Below are 18,723 nucleotides of genomic sequence, written 5' to 3'. Positions count from 1 at the left end.
GCGGGACCCGGCCTTCGTGGCGCCACCGGCACCGGATGCGGGCTGCTTCGGTGCGCCCGGGGGAGAATGGCCGGATGACACGTCGGCTCGCCCTCGTCCTCGGCATCATCGGGGTGACCGCCGCTCTCGCCGCCGCCGTGGTGCTGGCTGCGGCGCCCGGTGCGATCGTGTCGCTCGACGACGCGTGGAACCTGGAGATGGTCGAGTGGCGCGGTCCCGTGCTCGTCGGCTGGGCGCTGGTCATGAACGTGCTCGGCGGGGGATGGGTCGCGACGATCCTCACGCCCCTGGTGATCGCCGCGCTCGCCTGGCTCGTGCGGGGCTGGCGCGGCGCCCTGTTCGCGCTCATCGCCTTCGTCGTGAGCGCGGGCGTCGTGCAGCTCGTGAAGAAGGCGCTGGGCCGTGCTCGCCCGCAGGATCTGCTGATCGCTTCAGATTTCGGATCCTTCCCCTCCGGCCACACCGCGAACGCCGCGACCCTCGCGGTGGTGCTGTGGTTCCTGTTCCCGACGCTGTGGGTGGCGATCGGTTCAGCGGTGTGGACGGTGGCGATGGGCTTCTCCCGCACGGTCCTCAGCGTGCACTGGTTCAGCGACACGGTCGGCGGTGCGCTGATCGGCGCGGGGGCGGCCTTCCTGGTGGCGGCCGTCCTGTGGCGCTGGGTTCGGCTGCCGCGCGTGATCGAGGAGGCGGAACACCGGGGATCCTGGGCGGATCCGGCTCGCTAGGCTGAAGGGATCCGCCGGTCCCTGAGCATCCTTCGTCCCGTGGCTCCCGAGCGAGCGCAGCGAGACGGCGGACGCTCTCGCTCAGGACCGTGTCGAGACCGATGGCGCCGATCGAAGGGCACTCCGTGGCACGCATCCGACCGTTCCGTTCCGAAGACGTCGACGGCCTCTACGACGTGTGCGTGAAGACCGCCGACGTCGGCGCCGACGCGACCGGCATGCTCGAGGACGACGCTCTCTGGGGCGACCTGTTCGCGGTGCCGTACGCGCGGCGCGACCCGGGACTGTGCTGGGTGGTCGAGGCGGACGACGCACGCGTGATCGGATACGTCGTCGCCACCGACGACACCAACGCGTTCGCCGCGTGGTTCCGCGACGAGTGGTGGCCGTCCCGACGGGACCGCTACCGGGCGTCGGGTGCGGCCGAGCCGACGGCGCAGGATCGCTTCATCGCCTACGGCGCCCGGCAGAAGCCCGGTGACGACCCGGTCGTGCGCGAGTATCCCGCGCACCTGCACATCGACCTGCTGCCCGAGACCCAGGGACAGGGCCTCGGCCGACGCCTCATCGACACGCTGCTCGCCGAGCTGAGTCGCCGCGGTGTGCCGGCCCTGCATCTCGGCATGAATGCCGACAACCTCTCCGCGGGCGCGTTCTACGAGCGGCTCGGCTTCGCGAAGCTCGCCTCGGGCGACGGCAGCACCACGTACGGGATCCGGATCCCGGCGAACGAGCAGTAGACGAACGAAGCGCCGCCCCGATCATCGGGGCGGCGCTTCGCATCTGGCGGTGACGGCGGGATTCGAACCCGCGGTTGCTTGCACAACACACGCTTTCCAAGCGTGCTCCTTCGGCCGCTCGGACACGTCACCAGGAATACAACCTGACCATCCTATCCGATGCGACGGGATGGTCCTGACCGGCAGCCGGGCGACCACTCGGCCTCCGTGCCAGGATGAGAGACGACCGCGAAGGAGAGGGCAGCCGTGAGCGACGCGCAGCACCCGTCGAGGCGCCGCTGGGCGCTGCAGATGCAGCAGCCGCTGCCGTCCTCCACGGTGTTCGACCGGGTCGCGTTCCTGATCGGGACCGCCTCGGCGGTCTGGCTCGCGATCATCATCTCGATCGAGGGCGTCCGGTCGCCCTGGGCGCTGCTGCTGTTCATCCCGGTGTGGGCGATCATGGCGTACCTCGTGCTGCCTCGGCTGCACCGCCTGCTCAGCGACCTCTACGTGCCGGACTACTTCTTCGGGCGCACGCGCACGGGGGACGGCCTCCTCGGGGATCCGGTCAATCTCGGCGTCGACGGCACGGCGGCGCAGCTCGACGAGGTGATGACCAGGGCCGGGTGGCACCGTGCCGATGAGATCACGGCCGCCTCGACCTGGGGGATCATCGCATCCACGCTCACCCGGCGCAGCTATCCGACAGCGCCCGTGTCGCCGCTCATGCTGTTCGGCCGTCGGCACGACGTCGCGTACCAGCAGGAGGTGGCGGGCAACCCCAAACAGCGTCACCACGTGCGGTTCTGGCACTGCCCGCCCGGCTGGCTGCTGCCAGGCGGGGCCAAGACGGACTGGCTCGGCGCCGGCACCTACGACACCGATGTGGGGCTCAGCCTGTTCACCCTGCAGGTGACCCACCGGATCGATGAGAACACCGACGTCGAACGCGACTTCGTGGTGCAGAGCGCACGGGACGCGGACGCCGCGGTGCAGGTCCGCCTCCTTCACGACTTCACCACCGGGTACCACTCCCGCAACGGAGGCGGCGATCGGTTCATCACCGACGGCGACCTGCCGATCATCGATGTGACCCGCGTGCGCATGACCCAGGGCGAAGCGGACGAAGGCGCGGACGAGTTCTTCGGCGCGGACGCCGCCGGCGCCCCGGTCGAAGGGCGCGGTGAATCCCTGCGCACCACGGCCGAACGGTCTATGCGGCGGGCGCCGCTGTCGACGTTCTTCGCCGTGGGCGTCGTCGTGATCGGAGCGGTCCTGGACGTGCTCGGTCTGACCGTCGGGGCCGCGGCCGATCCGGGCGTGCAGGCTGTGCTCTCGTCCGGGCGGACGCTGGAGACGGCCGTGCTGATCGGGTTCCTCGGGTTCGGAGTGCTCATCTCGCTCGCGCAACTGCTCATGGCCTGGTTCGTGCTGCGGCGCGGGCGGCGCTCCCGGGCGATCCTGATGGTGCTGCTGGCGATCGGCGTGCTCTCCACGGCGATCGACTACCTCGACGGCACGGCGACGCTCGGCCTCAACGGCACGCTCCTCGCCGCGTCGCTGCAGTGCCTCGCGCTGCTCGCGCTGTCCAGCGAGTCGGCGGGAGCGTGGTCGCGCCGACGCTCGCGGGCGGACGCGGAGGTCTGACATGAACCCCGGGGGTTCCCTGCGGCTGGGGCACCCGGATCCGTGCGGCGGTGCGGCGACGTCCGGCGCAGCGACGGCCGTCCGGTCGAACTAGGATCGCTGGGTGCCCACCCCGAAGATCGTGCTGTTCTACGCCTTCGCGCCCCTGTCGGATCCGGAGGCGATCCGTCTCTGGCAGCGCGACCTGTGCGAGGCGCTGCACCTGCGCGGACGCATCCTGATCTCGAAGCACGGCATCAACGGCACCCTCGGCGGCGACCTGCCCGCGATGAAGAAGTGGCTGCGCTCGTTCCGCTCCTATGCGCCGTTCCGTGATGCGGACGTGAAATGGAGCGAGGGCACGGCGGTCGACGCCGACGGGCTCAGCGTCGACTTCCCGAAGCTCAGCGTGAAGGTGCGCGACGAGATCGTCTCCTTCGGAGCGCCTGGCGAGCTGCAGGTCGACGGACGGGGAGTGGTCGGCGGCGGTGCACGGCTCACCCCGGAGGCATTGCACGAGCTCGTCGCGGAACGCGGTGAGGACGTGGTGTTCTTCGACGGGCGCAACGCCCTGGAAGCCGGGATCGGTCGCTTCCGCGGGGCGATCGTGCCCGAGGTGGAGACCACACGCGACTTCGTGGGTCTGCTCGACTCCGGCGTATACGACGACCTCAAGGGCAGGCCGGTCGTCACCTACTGCACCGGCGGGATCCGCTGCGAGGTGCTGTCCAGTCTTATGACGGCGCGCGGCTTCGGCGAGGTGTACCAGCTCGAAGGCGGGATCGTCCGATACGGCGAGCGATACGGCGACGACGGCCTGTGGGACGGGTCCCTGTACGTGTTCGACGGGCGCGGATCCGTCGACTTCTCCGATCACGCGGCGGTCATCGGGGTGTGCGCCGGCTGCGGCGCCGCGACGAACCGCACCGCGAACTGCCCCGATCCGTCGTGCCGGCAGCAGGCGGTGGTCTGCGCGACGTGCGTGGCGGTGCCGTGCGCGGAGCACGCGATCGCGCGCTGAGCGGGGACCCTGCGAGGTCACGGCGTCTCGTCTCGCGCCTCGCGGAGACCCGCACTGAGCGAGCGAAGCGCGTCGAAGGGCCGGTGCTCGCTCAACGACCCCATGCGATACCGCCGCCGTGAACAGTTCGGAACATCACTCTCAGGTATGACGACGGCGGTTCCCGCGCGCCGTAGCGTGGATGGCATGGATCTGCTGAACGCCTGGCTGCTGCACGCTGCGGGGCAGCTCTGGCTGTTCCCGGTGCTGCTGGTGTTCTTCTTCATCGACGGGTTCGCCACGATCCTGCCCAGCGAGACCGCACTCGTCGCGCTCGCCGCGTTGTCACTGCAGAGCGGTGAGCCGAACCTCGTCGTGCTCGGGCTGGTCGCCCTGGTCGGCGCGGTCGCAGGCGACAACATGGCCTACCTGCTCGGCCGCACGATCGGTACCGAGCGCTGGGCGTGGATGCGCCGGCCGCGGGTGCACAAGATGTTCGAGTGGGCCCGGTACGAGCTCGACAAGCGCGGCGCGGCGCTGATCTTCACCGCGCGATACATCCCGTGGGGTCGCGTCGCGGTGAACTACATGACGGGCCAGACCGGCTTCCCACACCGCAGGTTCTTCCTCTACGACCTCTTCGCGTGCATCACGTGGGTCGCCTACGCGCTGGGCATCGGACTGCTCGCCGGCCAATGGGTGCACGACAACCCGCTGCTGGGCGTCGGCGTCGCGGTGGTGTTCGCCGTCATCCTCGGGTTCGGCATCGACCACGCGCTGCGCTGGTGGCACCGTCGCAGGGGAGATGCCGAGCCGGCGCGTCCCGGTGCGGCCGAGGCCGTCGCGCCCGAACCCGACGCCGAGCCGGATCCGGCGCGGTCCGCGCAGAGGCCGTTGCAGGCGGGGAGCGTCGAGGGCGCCTGAGCCGCCGAGGCCCGGCACCGTTGCACCGCCGAGGCCAGGCACCGTTGCGCCGCCGTCGTGGGCGCGGATCCTGCACGGATCGTGCTGACCTCAGCCCCAGAGAGTGGTGCGCGGCTCCGCGGCGTCGAGCACGCGCGGTGCGCGGCGCGCGAGGGCGAGCAGCGCGAGGCCCTGCTCGCCCTGCAGTTCGACGAGCTCGGCCGCGCCGACCTGCTCCTGCCAGTGCCGGAGGAACGCCTCGGCGTCGACGCGTCGGCGAGCCACGATGCGAGGGACCGCGAGGAAGGCCGCGCCGCGCAGATCCCGGTGCTGCGTGGCGGCCACCAGGCCGATGAGCGAGACCCGGCCGCCGACGTCGTCGCGGTCGGTGCGCAGCAGGAACCGCGGCGCCGACGGCGGGGCGAACAGCTCCTGCACGGCGTCCGCGACGATGCGCTGATCGGGGCCGGCGAGCTCGATCCGCATCCGGTCGCCCTCCTCGCGCACGACGATCCCGGTCTCGTCCAGCGGGCGGATCCGTCCCGCCTCGGTCAGCGTGCGGGTGAGCGCCACCGCGGCACCGCGGAACGAGGCCGCGGGATCGCGGCGGCGACGGCGGTCGCGAACGAGCGGTCCGATCGCACCGCCCAGTGAGAGCGCAGCGCCCACGGCCAGCGCGATGCCGACGCCCGCAGCAGGCGTGATCGGGATGGCGTTCGCGACGACGGCGGTGATGCCGGCGCTCCCCGTCATGCCGACCAGCACGGCCCACGGCATCGCCGAGCGGACCACGCGCGTGGTGGGGATCAGCGCCGTCGCCGACGAGGATCTCACCGCGAGTGTCTCGCGCTCCTGCGCGACGTAGGGTTCGCCGATCCGCCAGGCGGCGCGGGTCGCGGCGCGCGGCAGCACCTCGGTCCGCACCAGGTCGCCGAGGTCGTCGACGGATGCCGCGGGTTCCTTGCCGAGCACGCGGTGCAGCAGCGCACGGGCCTCGTGGGACAGCGCATTGCCGAGGCCGCGGACGATCCGGCCGTCGTCGTCGGCGCTGAGCCCGAGCAGATGTCCGTGTCGGCGGGTGAGGCGGCGCGGCTCCGTGGCGTCGTCCAGCGCGACGTCGGCCGGGATCAGACAGCTCACGGACCAGTTGTGCGCGACCTTCCCCGGCCATCCCGGATCCAGCCGCAGGGTGCGGCCCCGCAGCTGCGGGGCACCCGTCGAGGTGGTCACGGTGGTGAGGTCGATCAGGGTGTTCACGGCGGGGCAGTCCCAGCCCTCGCCGAGCAGGCCGCGGGTGCCGACGATGAGGCGCACGGACCCCGCCGACATCAGAGCCGAGACCGCGGCGACGATGCGCCCGGCGCCGACACCGGGAGCGTCGAGCTCGCGCCACGGGCCGACGCCGTCGGGGCGCACCTGGACGCCCGATCCCACCCGTTCCGTGAGCGCGGCGGCGAACTCCACGGCGCGGGGCGCCGGCACGCGGATCCGGTCGGCCGTCAGCAGCACCGGGTTCAGGGTCGCGGTGAGCGGATCGTTCACGACGAAGTCGTAGGCGCGCAGGGCGCCGGCCGCGCTCTCGCCGACGAGCCCGCGGCTGTTGCCGTGATCCACGAAGTCGGTCACGATGACGGCTTTGACCCGCGGCCCGTCCGCTCCGCCCAGCTCGAGGCGGAGGATGTCCACCGCGGCGCGGTCCTTCGCCTCCGAGAAGGCCAGGGTGGTCTCCACCGGATCCCTGCCACGGCGGAGCCCCCGATCGGTGAGCAGCAGGCCGAAGTCGGCCAGAGCCCTCTTGACGTAGCGCCACTGCCGTTTCGCACCCGGATCGGGCAGCAGCCGGGTGAGTGCGAATCGTGCGAGCACGGTCAGCAGGTCGTCGGTCGTGCACCGCTCGAACAGCACCGGCGGCAGGATCGCGCAGAGCGGGTGCTGCGGGGCGAGCGCCCGCAGCACCACGCCGCAGGACCGCGTGAGCGGGAGATCGTCGGCGAGGGCGCGCTCGAGGGCCGCGGGAGACGGCGACGGCGGGACGGGGATCGCTTCAGCCGCTTCCCCGGCCGGTGCGGTCTCCGGTTCGGCGAGCTGCGGAGGATCCGGATCCGCGGGCTGCAGGCGCTCCTCGAGGTAGCGGATGCCATCGGGGGTGGACAGCACCTGGCCGAGCAGCTCGTCCAGCTGCGCGCCGTGCCGCCGGATGAAGGCGGCCTCGGCCGGGACCGGCTCGGTGAACCAGACGTGGTCGCGGTACGGCGCGAGATGCCCCTCCTTCACGACCGCCGGCGTCGGCACCTCGAAATCGACCTCGCCGAGCAGCTGGGTGTAGTTGTCGAACTCCGTGCCGTCCGCCGCGTCCGGCAGTGTCGCGGTGAGTCCGATCACCAGACCGCGACCTCCGCGCTCGCGGATCGCGGCGACGAGGTACGCGACGACGAGCGCCCAGTGGTCCAGCAGATGATGGCACTCGTCCAGCACGACCGTGTCGACGCCGGCCGCCACGATCCGCTCCAGCAGCGCGACCGCGTTGGGGTGCAGCACACGGGCGATCGTCTCGGGGCGCTCGCGCGTGAACCGGCGACGGATGCGCTTCACGCGTCGGCGCAGGCCCGAGCGGTACTGGCCCGGATTGTCCACCGCGAGCTCGGCGAGCCAGGTCTCCGCCGCGGCCTGCGTGCGACCGGCGTCCACGAGCTCGTCCACCCATCGCCCGCGGGCGAGCGCGTCGAACGGGGATCCGTCGCCCGTGACGCTCAGCGCCTGGTAGGTGAGGGCGGTGAGGTCGGCGATGCGCAGCGGATCCGTCGACACTGCGGCGGAGTCCGGAGCGAGCGCGGTGGCGGTCTGCGCCCACTGCTCGCGGATCGTCGTGCTCGGTGCGAGCACGAGCGCGCGCCCGCCCTCACGGGCGGCGAGCAGCAGGCCCAGCAGGGTCTTGCCGGAGCCGGGGGGAGCCACGATGTGCAGCTGATCCCCGGATCCGGGGGGAAGCTTCGCCAGCACCTGAGCCTGATACGTGCGCAGGGTGCCGGTGAAACGCCAGTGCGCCAGGGGCGCGGCGGGCTCGTCCATGCATCCCCCTCCGTGCAGGCGCCGTCGACGCCGTCCGGTGTCCGGGATCGGGCACCGGATTCCGAGCGTAGTGCCGGTGCGCCCGGACGTTCGGGAGACGCCACGCCCCGAGCGCTCAGGACGTCGAGGCCGCCAGCAGTCGGGCACCGAGCAGCGAACGCGGGGCCAGGACGGCCGCCATCCGGTCCCGGCGGGATGCGTGCTCGCGCAGCCGCCTCCGGATCGCGTCCAGCGGAGGACGCAGATCCACATCGTCCAGCGCGGAGCCGGATCCCGAGCGGGCATAGCTGGCGCGCTCGATCGCTCGCACGAGAACGTCCATGTCGGCGGGATCCGCGCCGCGATCCCGCACGAGACGCGCGCCGCGTGCGCGCGGCGATTCCGCGGACGACGCGGGCAGACCCAGATCCTGCATCGTCGCGCGCAGCTCGGACCACGCCGCCACCGCGTCGCCCCGGCCCGCCGAGGCCCGTCGGCGCGCGGCCTGTACGCGCCGGATCAAGGCCGGGATCAGCAGCACGAAGAGCACGGCCAGAACCGTCCATACCACGGGCATCGCCTGCAGCGCCGTCGGCGTCGACGCTCCTGTGGCCCCCGCGTTCGGCACGTCGAGGTTCTTCGGATCCTTCGCGATCCCGCTCGTCGTGGGCTGCGGCGTCGCCCCGGCGGAGGGCAGCGTGCCGTTGTCGGATCCGGAGCTGCTCTCGGTGAAGGCGGTCGGGACGCCGCGAGTCGCGGTCGGCTCGAACGGCACCCAGCCGATGCCGGCGAAGTACACCTCGGGCCAGGAGTGCAGTTGGTCGGTGGAGACTTCGAACACGACCCGCCCGTCGTCGGAGCGGCGGTCGGTGGCCGTACCCGGGAGATAGCCGACGACGATCCGCGCCGGCATGCCCAGCGAACGCGCCATGAGCGCGAACGCCCCGGCGAAGTGCACGCAGTAGCCCTCGCGCACGGTGAGGAACTTCGCCACGGCATCGACGTTGGTGCCGTCGAAGCCGTCATCGACCGGCGTCTGCAGCGAATAGCGGAACCCGGCGCGGAACCAGGTCTGCAGCGCGATCAGCTTGTCGTAGTCGGTGGCGGATCCGCCGACCACCTCCCGCGCACTGTCGGCGATGATCGCGGGCATGTTCGCGGGGAGGGCGCGCAGGTCCTGCGGGGCGTCGGAACCCGTGGCGGTGGATGCGCGGATCTGGTCGAGCGTGGGCTCGAGCGTGGCCGTGTCGATCGTGTAGTTCTGCTCGGCCGCATCGCCGTTCGCCGCGATCACGGTGCGGTTGTCGACGGCGGCGTTCCAGCTGCCGTTCTCGCCGCGCACGGCCGTGGCCTGATACGGCACGGGCAGCCAGGACCCGGAGATCCCCGCGGTGCGGACGGTGATCCTCGTCTTGTGCAGCGCGACGCCCTCCGGGGCGGCGACATCCCCGAAGCCCTGTGCGAGGGGCACCGTGGCGGGCCGATCCGGCTGCCAGGCGGAACCGTCGAACCGGGTGAGCGTGGCGATCCGCAGGTAGGGCGGCGTGCCGTCCTGGGAGATCAGGGTGAGCGCGGTGACGGGGGAGGGGCGGCGCAGATCCTGCCCGAGGTTGAGGGTGGCGCTCAGGGTGGAGCTGCCCCCGCCGATGTTGAGTCCCGAGGCGGAAAGGGGCAGCAGCGGCGACACGATGAGCGCCGCGAGCACGGCGAGGAAGCCGAGGGCGAACGCAGGCAGTCGTCGCGTGCGCAGGGGGGCGTCGGTGCGCGCGTGACGGGACGCGGACGCACCCCCTGCGGACACGGGGCGTGCGGATCCCGGCGGCGCGAACTGGACATGCAGGAAGAGCAGGATCGCGAGAGCGAGCCCGATGAACCACACCGGGTTCGCGCCCTGGTGCACGATCGCCCCCGGCACCGCGCCGAGCGCGGTGACCAGTACGGCTCCCACGAGCGGCGCCCGCAGCGTCACGAGCACGAGATCCAGGACGACGGCGATGAGGCCGGTCGCGACGGCCACGCCCACGGCGATCGCGGGGGACGACGCGAGCGGAGCGACACCGCCGCGGATCTCGCCGAGCGCGGCGGAGAGGAAGGCGTCGATCGCGCGCCACACCTCGGGCGTCGGCAGCAGCCATCCACGCCCGGCCTGCCGTGCGACGAACACCGTGAGCGCGATCAGCCCGGCGCCGAGCTGCACGACGGGCACGGCGGGGATCGCGAGCCAGACCGGGGAGCGACGGGTGAGGAACCGCGCGACCGCGCCCGCGACGATCACGGATCCGGCAGCGGTGGCGGCACCCGCACTCCAGCTGCCCGGCTGCACCACCGCGCTGAGCGGCCACACCGCCACGAGAACGCCCAGCGCCGTGAGCAGCGCCGCCGCCACGGGCCCGCCGTCGCGCGTGCGGTGCTGCGTCGGGCCCCCGTACGCGCTCAGCTCAGCGGACATGCGCCCCCTCCTCCGTACCGGCGGGGGAGGAGGCCCCGGTGGCGTCGCGGGACAGCGGCGACCGGCCGAGTGCGGTGCCGGCGTCGGCGGATGCGGATCCGGGCTCGCCGGCGCCGACGTCGCCCCAGGCATCGGCAGGGTCGTCGCCGAGCAGCGCCGTGCGCCAGCCCTGCATCTCCGCGGCCGGCAGGGCGTCCGCGTCGGGGGCGGCGGCGATGAGGATCGGGGTGCCGGCGCCGCCGTGCGGGAGCGCACCGGCGTCGGCGGTGTCGATCGCTCCGGTGATCATGACCAGCGGACCGACCGTATGCCCCTCGCTCGCCGCCGGCAGCCCGTGGTCGCGCTCGCCGGAGCGCGGAGCGGTGCCGGCAAGGCTCACCAGCAGGCCGTCGCGCTCGTCCTCGGCGCCACGCAGGCGGCCGATCAGCACGCCGGTCGCATCGACCACGTCCACGGCGAATCCGTTGTCCACCAGGTGCATCGCGATCGAGGCGCAGGCGGTGACGGCGCGGTCGAAGCCTTCGAAGTCCGTCTCCCGGTCGGCTCCGATCCAGCGCGCGCCCGCACGGTCGAGCACCACCAGCGCGTCCGGGCTCGACTCCTGCTCCTCCTGGCGCACCATCAGGTCGCCGCGGTGCGCGGTCGCACGCCAATGGATCCGCCGCATCGAGTCGCCGGGCACGTACCGGCGGGGGGAGAGGTTGTCCGCACCCTGACCGAGCCGGTGCGACGAGGTCTGCGCGGTCCCGCCGGCGCGCCCGGTGCGGTCGGTCAGGCGCGGCAGCGGCACGACCTGCGGCACGATCGTGATCGGGGTCACGTCGCCGAGCTCGTCGGTGCGGACGAACAGCCCGAACGGATCCGCGGTGCTGAGCCGCAGCGGCCCGAGCGAGGCGAGCCCGCGGCGCACCCCCGAGATCGGATACGTCATGGTCATGGTGGTCCCGCCGGGGATCGCCTCCGCGTCCTCGGGCGGGAACGCGCCGGTGGCGGAGCCGCGCACGGCGGCGGGCAGCCCGTCCCGCCAGCGCCCCGACGGCGCGCGCACCAGGGTGCGCAGATCCACCCGCACCCGCACCGAGGTGTCGTCGCCGACCGTGAGCAGATCCGCCGCGACCGTCCGGCTCACCCGCACCCGCCGGCCCGGGACGAAGACGAACAGCGCAGCCAGGATCAGCAGCGCGAACAGCAGCGCGGCCACGTAAAGCAGCGCCGGCGTGGCCAGCACGTTCGCGCCGATCACCAGGAGGATCCCGATCAGGAGCGCGCTCACGCCGCGCCCGGTCATCCTCCGCCCGGGCGGATCCGCTTCGCGCCGCGCGCGCTCCCGGCGGTTCACCGCGGAAGGCCCACCGGCACGGGTATGCGCCGCACGATGCCCTCGAGAGCGGCCTCGATCGGGCGCGCTCCGGCCCGGTGCAAGCCGCGCGCGGGGATGAGCCGATGCGCGAACACGGCCGGCAGGAGCGAGGTGAGGTCGTCCGGCACGACGTAGTCGCGCCCGTCCAGCGCGGCCTGCACCTTCGCCGCCCGCACGAGCTGCAGCGTCGCCCGGGGGCTCGCCCCGAGATGCAGGTTGGGGTCGCTGCGGGTGGCCTGCGACAGCGCCACGGCGTACTCCTCGAGCGCCGGTGCGACGTGCACCGCGCGAGCCCACGCGATCAGCGCGCGCACGTCGGACGCGGCCAGCACCGGGCGGATGCCGTCGAGCGGGTTGCGCACGTCGCGCTGGCGCAGCATGAGGGTCTCGGCCGCCGCGTCCGGGTAGCCCATCGAGATCCGCATCATGAACCTGTCGCGCTGCGCCTCCGGCAGGGCGTAGGTGCCCTCCATCTCGAGCGGGTTCTGCGTGGCGACCACGAGGAACGGATCGGGCAGAGGCCGCGAGTTCCCGTCCACCGTGACCTGATGCTCCTCCATCGCCTCCAGCAGCGCCGACTGGGTCTTGGGGGAGGAGCGGTTGATCTCGTCGGCGATCACGATGTGCGCGAACACGGCTCCGGGCTTGAACTCGAACTCCTGCGCGACCGGGTTGTAGACGCTCACGCCGGTCACATCGCCCGGAAGCAGATCCGGCGTGAACTGGATGCGGCGCACGGTGGCGTCGATGCTGGCGGCGAGGGCGCGGGCGAGCATCGTCTTGCCGACGCCGGGCACATCCTCCACGAGCAGGTGCCCCTCGGCGAGCAGGCAGACGAGGGCACTGCGGATGGCGTCGTCCTTGCCGTCGATCACCTCGGTGATGGAGTCCAGGATCGCGGCGGTCTGACGCGCGAATTCGGTCGCATCGATCCCGGCGTCGTCGCGGGATGTCGTGTCCTGGGCGGTGCTCGTGGTGACGTCGGCGGTGTTCGTGGCGTGCATGGCGTCCCTCTCACCGGGCGCCGCGGTGCGCCCGCGTCTCTGATCGTAACCCGGGGCGGGGACCGCCGGGCGGGGGATCCGGTCGGACCCGCCCGCGACCTCGGGTAGACTTGACGACGGCTCTCCGCGTGGCGGCACCCAGGCCAACTCCCCCAGGGCGGAAACGCAGCAAGGGTAACCAGGCTCTGTCGGGTGCGCGGAGGGTCTTTTCTTTTGCCCCGACCCGGTTCCCGACGCGATTCCACTGCGCCACCGGGGGAGTGCCTCACCTCCCGGGAACGCGCACGCGCTAGTGTCCGAGCATGGGACGTGACGAGCGCAGGCCGACCGTCTACTCGGCCGTGCCGAAGAACCTCAGCGCGCCGTACGTGATCCCGCCGCTCGAACACGATCGGGACGGCCGTCCGCGCCCTGCCGGGGCCGGTCCATCCGAGACCCCGCCGCAGCGACGGTCGTGGACGCCCCTCATCTTCATCGGCATCGCGGCGCTCATCCTGATCCCGGCCGCGCTCGGGGTCGTCGCCGGTATGACGGAGCAGTCCTCTTCCGGCGGCTCCGCGCCCGAGGACGCCCAGCCGGTCGTCGAGACGGCGGTGCCCACCGCGTCGGCAGCGCCCGCCGTGCCTCCGGCCGACCCGGCCTATCCCGCGCTGGATCCGGCGCAGCTGGCGGCTCTCCTGCACGACACCGCCGGTCACGAGGGAGAGCAGCACACGGCCTACGTCGAGATCCAGGTCGGGACCGAGACCATCCCGGAGAGCCTGCGCGACACCACGGGGCTGATCGGCTTCATCGGGGCGACGCAGCCGGCGCGTGCACTGCAGGACGCCGCGAATCCGGTCGCACTGACGGCGGATCCAGGCGTCCTCGACGCCGTCGTGAGTGGCGACGTGCTGCGGATCGCTTTCGCGGTGCCCTCGGCGGCTGGGCGGACCACGGTCTACAACGGCACGGGCATCCCCGAACTGCGGGTCGTCACGGCCGAGAAGGTCGCGACACTGCCCTGAGTCCGTCGTCCGCACGCCTTCCCGCGGCACCCCCTGCGCACTACCCTGGACAGGGTGGCACCCAGACGTGCCGGTCCGAAAGATCCCGTTCTCAGCCACCCGGAGGCTTCTGCCGTGCCCGACACTCCCGCAGCGCTCCCCGACCTGCATCGCTCGGCCGCCGTGCTCTTCGATCTCGACGGCGTGCTGACGCCGACCGCCGAGGTGCACATGCGCGCCTGGCAGGCGGTGTTCGACGAGGTCTTCCTGCTCTGGGACATCACACCCGCCTACACCGACGAGGACTACTTCGCCTACGTCGACGGCAAGAAGCGCTACGACGGCGTCGCGAGTCTGCTGCGCAGCCGCAATGTCGAGATCCCCTGGGGGTCGGTCGACGACGACCCCGAGGCCGACACCGTGTGCGGGATCGGCAACCGCAAGAACGTCGCCTTCTCGGAGGCGCTGCGCCGCGACGGCATCGCGCCCTATCCCGGATCGCTCGCCCTGCTGCAGGAACTGCGCGCCGCGGACGTGCCGATGGCGGTCGTGTCCAGCTCCAAGAACGCGGAGGAGGTGCTGGCCACGGCCGGTATCCGCGACTTCTTCACGGTGGTCGTCGACGGCGTCGTCGCCGAGCGCGAGCACCTCGCCTCCAAGCCCGCCCCCGACGTGTTCCGCGTGGGCGCCGAGCGCATCGGCGTGGACGCGGCATCCGCGGTCGCCGTCGAGGACGCGACCAGCGGCGTCGCCTCGGCGGCCGCGGCCGGCTACGGCACGGTCGTCGGCGTCGATCGCGGAGCCGGGTCCGATTCCCTTCTCGCCCACGGCGCGACCGTCGTCGTGGACGACCTCGCCCGCTTCCTGTCCTGACCCGATCCCCTCACGGAGAGCACTGCATGATCGATCGCGACCTCTTCCCCGTCGACCCGTGGCGTCTGGTCGAGACGTCCTATCCGCACGCGAATCCCGGCGTGTCCGAGACCCTCCTGGGGCTCGGCAACGGGTACCTCGGCCTGCGCGGCAACCACATCGAGGGCCGCAACGCGCTCGAGCACGGCACCTTCATCAACGGCCTGCACGAGACCTGGAAGATCCGCCATGCCGAGCAGGCGTTCGGTTTCGCCGAGGTCGGCCAGACGATCGTGAACGCCCCCGACGCCAAGGTCATGCGGGTCTACGTCGACGACGAGCCGCTGAGCTTCGACGAGGCGGACGTGCGCGAGTACCGGCGCGCGCTCGACTTCCGCACCGGCGTCCTCGAGCGCGAGGTGCTGTGGGAGACGCCCTCGGGCAAGCGCGTGCGCATCCGCGACGAACGCATCGTGTCGTTCGTGGAACGGCATCTCGCCGTGCTGCGCCTCGAGGTCACCGTGGAGAACTCCGACGCGCCCGTGACGATCTCGTGTCAGCTGCTGAACCGGCAGGACGGCGAGGACGTGTACGGCGGGGTGCCGTCGATGGCCGCCGGATCCCCGGGGGAGAAGGCAGGCTTCGACCCGCGCAAGGCGGAGCGGTTCGGCGACCGGGTGCTGCAGCCCGCGGAGTACTGGCAGGACGGCGGGCGCTCAGCGCTCGCGTACCGCGTCGCGAACTCGGGCATGACTCTCGCCGTGGTGGCCGACCACCTGGTCGAGACCGAGAACGACTACACGGCGCGTCAGCTCGTGGAGCCCGACATCGCGAAGAACGTGTTCCGGGTGCAGGCGAAGGCGGGCGTCCCCACGCGCGTGACCAAGCTCGTCAGCTACCACACCTCCCGCGGCGTGCCCGCGCGCGAACTCATCGACCGCTGCCGGCGCACCCTCGACCGCGCCGCGGTGGAGGGTGTCGAGGCGCAGTTCGCCAAGCAGTCCGAGTGGCTCACCGCGTTCTGGGAGCGCAGCGACGTGCGCATCGCCGGGCACGACGATCTGCAGCAGGCGACGCGCTGGTGCCTCTTCCAGATCGCACAGGCCTCGGCGCGCGCCGACGGCGCCGGCGTCTCGGCGAAGGGCGTGAGCGGATCCGGCTACGGCGGGCACTACTTCTGGGACACCGAGGTGTACGTGCTGCCGTTCCTCACATACACGTCGCCGCAGTTCGCGCGCAACGCGCTGCGCTGCCGGGTGCACATGCTGCCCGCTGCCCGCCGCCGGGCCGGCCAGCTGAACGAGGGCGGAGCGCTGTTTCCCTGGCGCACGATCAACGGCGAGGAAGCCAGCGCCTACTACGCCGCCGGCACCGCGCAGTACCACATCAACGCCGACGTCAGCTATGCCCTCGGCAAGTACGTGCGCGCCACCGGCGACGACGAATTCCTCTACCGCGAGGGCGTGGACATCGCGGTGGAGACGGCGCGGATGTGGGCGACGCTCGGGTTCTGGCGCTCCGCCGCCGGCATGGACACGTTCCACATACACGGCGTGACCGGCCCCGACGAGTACACGACGGTCGTCAACGACAACCTCTTCACGAACGTGATGGCGCGGTACAACCTGCGCTTCGCGGCGCGCGTGGTACGGGAGATGGCCGCCGACGCGCCCGAGGCGTACGACGCCGCCGTGGAGCGGCTCGGCATCGAGCCCGCCGAGGTCGAGCAGTGGGAGCGCGCCGCCGAAGCGATGCACATCCCGTTCAGCCCGGCTCTGGGGATCCACCCCCAGGACTCGCTCTTCCTCGAGCGCGAGGTGTGGGATCTGCCGAACACCCCGGCCGAGCAGCGCCCGCTGCTGCTGCACTTCCACCCCCTTGTGATCTACCGGTTCCAGGTGCTGAAGCAGGCCGACGTCGTGCTCGCGCTGTTCCTGCAGGGCAACCACTTCACCGAAGCCGAGAAGCTCGCCGACTTCGAGTACTACGACCCGCTCACCACGGGCGACTCGACGCTGTCGGCCGTGGTGCAGTCGATCCTGGCCGCCGAGGTCGGCTACCAGGACCTCGCGCACGAGTACTTCGAGCACGCGATCTACGTCGATCTGGGTGACCTGCACCGCAACGCCTCGGACGGCGTGCACGTGGCATCGGCGGGCGGCGTGTGGACCGCGCTCGTCTGCGGCTTCGGCGGCATGCGCGACCACGACGGCGAGCTCAGCTTCGACCCCCGGCTGCCCACCGACTGGCCCGAGCTGTCGTACCCGCTGCAGTGGCACGGATCCCAGCTGCAGATCACGCTGACCGCGGACCGGCTGCTGGTCGAGGTCCGCGCCGGGGACCCGGTCTCGTTCTCGGTGCGCGGGACGGCGCACACGGCGTCGATCGATGCCGCCGCCGCCGTGCATCTCGCGGATCAGGGCCCCGTCCTCCGCGGGCGCCCGGAGTTCGGCTCGCAGGCCCGCCGTGAAGACGGCACGATCCTGTCGCCGACCGTGCCGACGACCTCCGCGATCCCGATCGTCGGATACGCCGGGGAATCGGGGGAGTAGTCCCCGCCGTGGCGCTGGTCCCCGAGAGTCTCGAGGGACCGGCGCCCGGTGCGGACCGCGGCTTCGCCGGGCCTACTCGCTGTGCCTGATCTCGCAGTCGCTGCCCGGTGCGAGCACCGCCTCGTGCCCGTCGTCGTACTGCACGACGAGGAGCTCGCCGCGTACCTCGAGGACCACGCCGGATCGTTCTGCGCCGCCCACCACCCGGCCGTGGATGCGGATCCGGTCGCCTGCCGCCACCTGCGTCATCGTCCACCTCCTCCTTCAGGGTACGTCCGTTCGAGGACGCGCGGCAGGGGTTCTCGCGGGCTTCTCCGGCATCGTCGGCCGCGGTGTCGAGTCCGGCGCCGGAAGGCCCGCGCCGATGTCCGACGCACACCGTAGTCTTGACGGGTGAGCACAGCCCTGTACCGCCGTTACCGGCCCGAGAACTTCGGGGAGATGATCGGGCAGTCGCAGGTGACCGATCCGCTCATGACCGCACTGCGCGGCGACCGGGTGGGCCACGCCTATCTGTTCTCGGGCCCGCGAGGCTGCGGCAAGACCACCTCTGCGCGCATCCTGGCGCGCTGCCTGAACTGTGCGGAGGGCCCCACCGACACCCCCTGCGGCGTGTGCCCGAGCTGCGTCGAGCTCTCGCGCAACGGCGGCGGATCCCTCGACGTCGTCGAGATCGATGCGGCCAGCCACAACGGCGTCGACGACGCGAGGGACCTGCGCGAGCGCGCGACCTTCGCGCCCAGCCGCGACCGATTCAAGATCTTCATCCTCGACGAGGCGCACATGGTGACGCCGCAGGGCTTCAACGCCCTGCTGAAGCTCGTCGAGGAGCCGCCGCCGCACATCAAGTTCATCTTCGCGACGACCGAGCCCGAGAAGGTGCTCGGCACGATCCGCTCCCGCACGCACCACTACCCGTTCCGGCTGGTGCCGCCCGCGGCGATGCTCGAGTACGTCGAGAAGCTGTGCAAGGAAGAGGGCGTGACCGTCGCCCAGGGCGTGCTGCCGCTCGTCGTGCGCGCCGGGGGAGGCTCCCCACGAGACACGCTGTCGCTGCTCGACCAGCTCATCGCCGGCTCCGAGAACGGCGATGTCACCTACGAGCGCGCGGTGGCGCTGCTCGGCTACACGCACTCCGCGCTGCTCGACGAGATCGTGGACGCTCTTGCCGCGGGCGACGCAGCCGTGGCCTTCCCCGCGATCGACCGGGTGGTGCAGACCGGACAGGATCCGCGGCGCTTCGTCGACGACCTGCTGGAGCGCCTGCGGGACCTCATCGTGATCGCCGCCGTCGGCGACGCCGCCTCCGCGGTGCTGCGCGGCGTCCCGGAGGACGAGCTGACCCGCATGCGGGATCAGGCCGCTGCATTCGGCGGCCCGCGTCTGTCCCGCGCGGCGGACCTCGTGAGCTCCGCCCTCGACGACATGTCGGGCGCGACGTCGCCGCGCCTGCACCTCGAGCTGCTCGTGGCTCGGGTGCTGACCGCGCTCGC

General features: G+C 72.1%; 14 protein-coding genes, 1 tRNA gene and 1 other RNA gene. 10 read left to right on the top strand and 6 right to left on the bottom strand.

All coding sequences use genetic code 11. From position 1 onward, the window contains the following. Positions 1-74 precede the first annotated feature (74 nt). Both LXM50_RS17410 and LXM50_RS17405 read left to right on the top strand, forming a co-directional pair. Entirely contained in the window at positions 75-728 is a 654-nt protein-coding gene (locus tag LXM50_RS17410) for a phosphatase PAP2 family protein (protein ID WP_233312745.1), read from the top strand. A 125-nt stretch (positions 729-853) separates the two neighbouring features. Beyond that, entirely contained in the window at positions 854-1,468 is a 615-nt protein-coding gene (locus LXM50_RS17405; RefSeq protein ID WP_233312744.1) for a GNAT family N-acetyltransferase, read from the top strand. Between the two features lie 44 nt (positions 1,469-1,512). On the opposite strand, the gene LXM50_RS17400 is transcribed toward LXM50_RS17405, so the two are convergent. Beyond that, positions 1,513-1,600 (bottom strand) — tRNA-Ser (locus LXM50_RS17400). Positions 1,601-1,714: 114 nt separating this feature from the next. Here LXM50_RS17400 and LXM50_RS17395 point away from each other — a divergent pair. The 3 genes from LXM50_RS17395 (at position 1,715) to LXM50_RS17385 (ending at position 5,000) form a co-directional block, all read left to right on the top strand. Beyond that, complete coding sequence (locus LXM50_RS17395; protein WP_233312743.1) at positions 1,715-3,097, top strand: LssY C-terminal domain-containing protein; 1,383 nt, start codon at positions 1,715-1,717, stop codon at positions 3,095-3,097. A gap of 103 nt (positions 3,098-3,200) precedes the next feature. Beyond that, positions 3,201-4,097 (top strand): rhodanese-related sulfurtransferase, encoded by an 897-nt coding sequence (locus LXM50_RS17390; RefSeq protein ID WP_233312742.1) that lies wholly within the window; start codon positions 3,201-3,203, stop codon positions 4,095-4,097. A gap of 186 nt (positions 4,098-4,283) precedes the next feature. After that, positions 4,284-5,000 (top strand): DedA family protein, encoded by a 717-nt coding sequence (locus LXM50_RS17385; protein ID WP_233312741.1) that lies wholly within the window; start codon positions 4,284-4,286, stop codon positions 4,998-5,000. A gap of 90 nt (positions 5,001-5,090) precedes the next feature. Here the strand turns inward: LXM50_RS17385 and LXM50_RS17380 are convergent, their stop codons facing one another. From LXM50_RS17380 to LXM50_RS17365, 4 genes are all read right to left on the bottom strand, one after another. Then, entirely contained in the window at positions 5,091-8,048 is a 2,958-nt protein-coding gene (locus LXM50_RS17380) for a DEAD/DEAH box helicase family protein (protein WP_233312740.1), read from the bottom strand. Positions 8,049-8,163: 115 nt separating this feature from the next. After that, complete coding sequence (locus tag LXM50_RS17375) at positions 8,164-10,476, bottom strand: DUF3488 and transglutaminase-like domain-containing protein (RefSeq protein WP_233312739.1); 2,313 nt, start codon at positions 10,474-10,476, stop codon at positions 8,164-8,166. After that, entirely contained in the window at positions 10,466-11,749 is a 1,284-nt protein-coding gene (locus LXM50_RS17370) for a DUF58 domain-containing protein (RefSeq protein ID WP_233312738.1), read from the bottom strand. The genes LXM50_RS17375 and LXM50_RS17370 overlap by 11 nt, the downstream gene beginning before the upstream one ends. A gap of 62 nt (positions 11,750-11,811) precedes the next feature. Beyond that, on the bottom strand, positions 11,812-12,840 hold the full coding sequence (locus LXM50_RS17365) for a MoxR family ATPase (RefSeq protein ID WP_233312737.1): 1,029 nt from the start codon (positions 12,838-12,840) through the stop codon (positions 11,812-11,814). A 115-nt stretch (positions 12,841-12,955) separates the two neighbouring features. Here LXM50_RS17365 and ffs point away from each other — a divergent pair. The 4 genes from ffs (at position 12,956) to LXM50_RS17345 (ending at position 17,230) form a co-directional block, all read left to right on the top strand. Next, positions 12,956-13,052: signal recognition particle sRNA small type (ffs, locus tag LXM50_RS17360), an RNA gene on the top strand. 90 nt (positions 13,053-13,142) lie between these two features. Then, positions 13,143-13,847, top strand: coding sequence for a hypothetical protein (locus LXM50_RS17355; protein ID WP_233312736.1), 705 nt, complete (start codon positions 13,143-13,145; stop codon positions 13,845-13,847). A gap of 114 nt (positions 13,848-13,961) precedes the next feature. Further along, on the top strand, positions 13,962-14,699 hold the full coding sequence (locus LXM50_RS17350; RefSeq protein ID WP_233312735.1) for a beta-phosphoglucomutase family hydrolase: 738 nt from the start codon (positions 13,962-13,964) through the stop codon (positions 14,697-14,699). A 26-nt stretch (positions 14,700-14,725) separates the two neighbouring features. Continuing rightward, positions 14,726-17,230, top strand: a complete 2,505-nt coding sequence (locus LXM50_RS17345) for a glycoside hydrolase family 65 protein (protein ID WP_233312734.1) — start codon at positions 14,726-14,728, stop codon at positions 17,228-17,230. A 72-nt stretch (positions 17,231-17,302) separates the two neighbouring features. Here LXM50_RS17345 and LXM50_RS17340 read toward each other — a convergent pair whose 3' ends face one another. Continuing rightward, on the bottom strand, positions 17,303-17,479 hold the full coding sequence (locus LXM50_RS17340) for a DUF1918 domain-containing protein (RefSeq protein WP_233312733.1): 177 nt from the start codon (positions 17,477-17,479) through the stop codon (positions 17,303-17,305). A gap of 144 nt (positions 17,480-17,623) precedes the next feature. Between LXM50_RS17340 and LXM50_RS17335 the strand changes: the two genes are divergently transcribed. Continuing rightward, positions 17,624-18,723: DNA polymerase III subunit gamma and tau (locus LXM50_RS17335; RefSeq protein WP_233312732.1), on the top strand; the 1,100-nt coding region annotated here is incomplete at its 3' end.

This window comes from Microbacterium sp. Au-Mic1, from assembly GCF_021341785.1.
In the GTDB taxonomy this organism is placed as follows: Bacteria; Actinomycetota; Actinomycetes; order Actinomycetales; family Microbacteriaceae; genus Microbacterium.
The sequence above is the reverse complement of the archived record's forward strand: the minus strand, read 5'-3'. Positions and strand labels throughout refer to the sequence as shown.

Excerpts from the sequence above, each read along its gene's own strand:
- LXM50_RS17410 (WP_233312745.1), top strand. The coding sequence starts at position 75 with ATGACACGTCGGCTCGCCCTCGTCCTCGGCATCATCGGGGTGACCGCC.
- LXM50_RS17385 (WP_233312741.1), top strand. The coding sequence starts at position 4,284 with ATGGATCTGCTGAACGCCTGGCTGCTGCACGCTGCGGGGCAGCTCTGG.
- LXM50_RS17380 (WP_233312740.1), bottom strand. The coding sequence starts at position 8,048 with ATGGACGAGCCCGCCGCGCCCCTGGCGCACTGGCGTTTCACCGGCACC.
- LXM50_RS17375 (WP_233312739.1), bottom strand. The coding sequence starts at position 10,476 with ATGTCCGCTGAGCTGAGCGCGTACGGGGGCCCGACGCAGCACCGCACG.
- LXM50_RS17365 (WP_233312737.1), bottom strand. The coding sequence starts at position 12,840 with ATGCACGCCACGAACACCGCCGACGTCACCACGAGCACCGCCCAGGAC.
- LXM50_RS17355 (WP_233312736.1), top strand. The coding sequence starts at position 13,143 with ATGGGACGTGACGAGCGCAGGCCGACCGTCTACTCGGCCGTGCCGAAG.
- LXM50_RS17345 (WP_233312734.1), top strand. The coding sequence starts at position 14,726 with ATGATCGATCGCGACCTCTTCCCCGTCGACCCGTGGCGTCTGGTCGAG.
- LXM50_RS17340 (WP_233312733.1), bottom strand. The coding sequence starts at position 17,479 with ATGACGCAGGTGGCGGCAGGCGACCGGATCCGCATCCACGGCCGGGTG.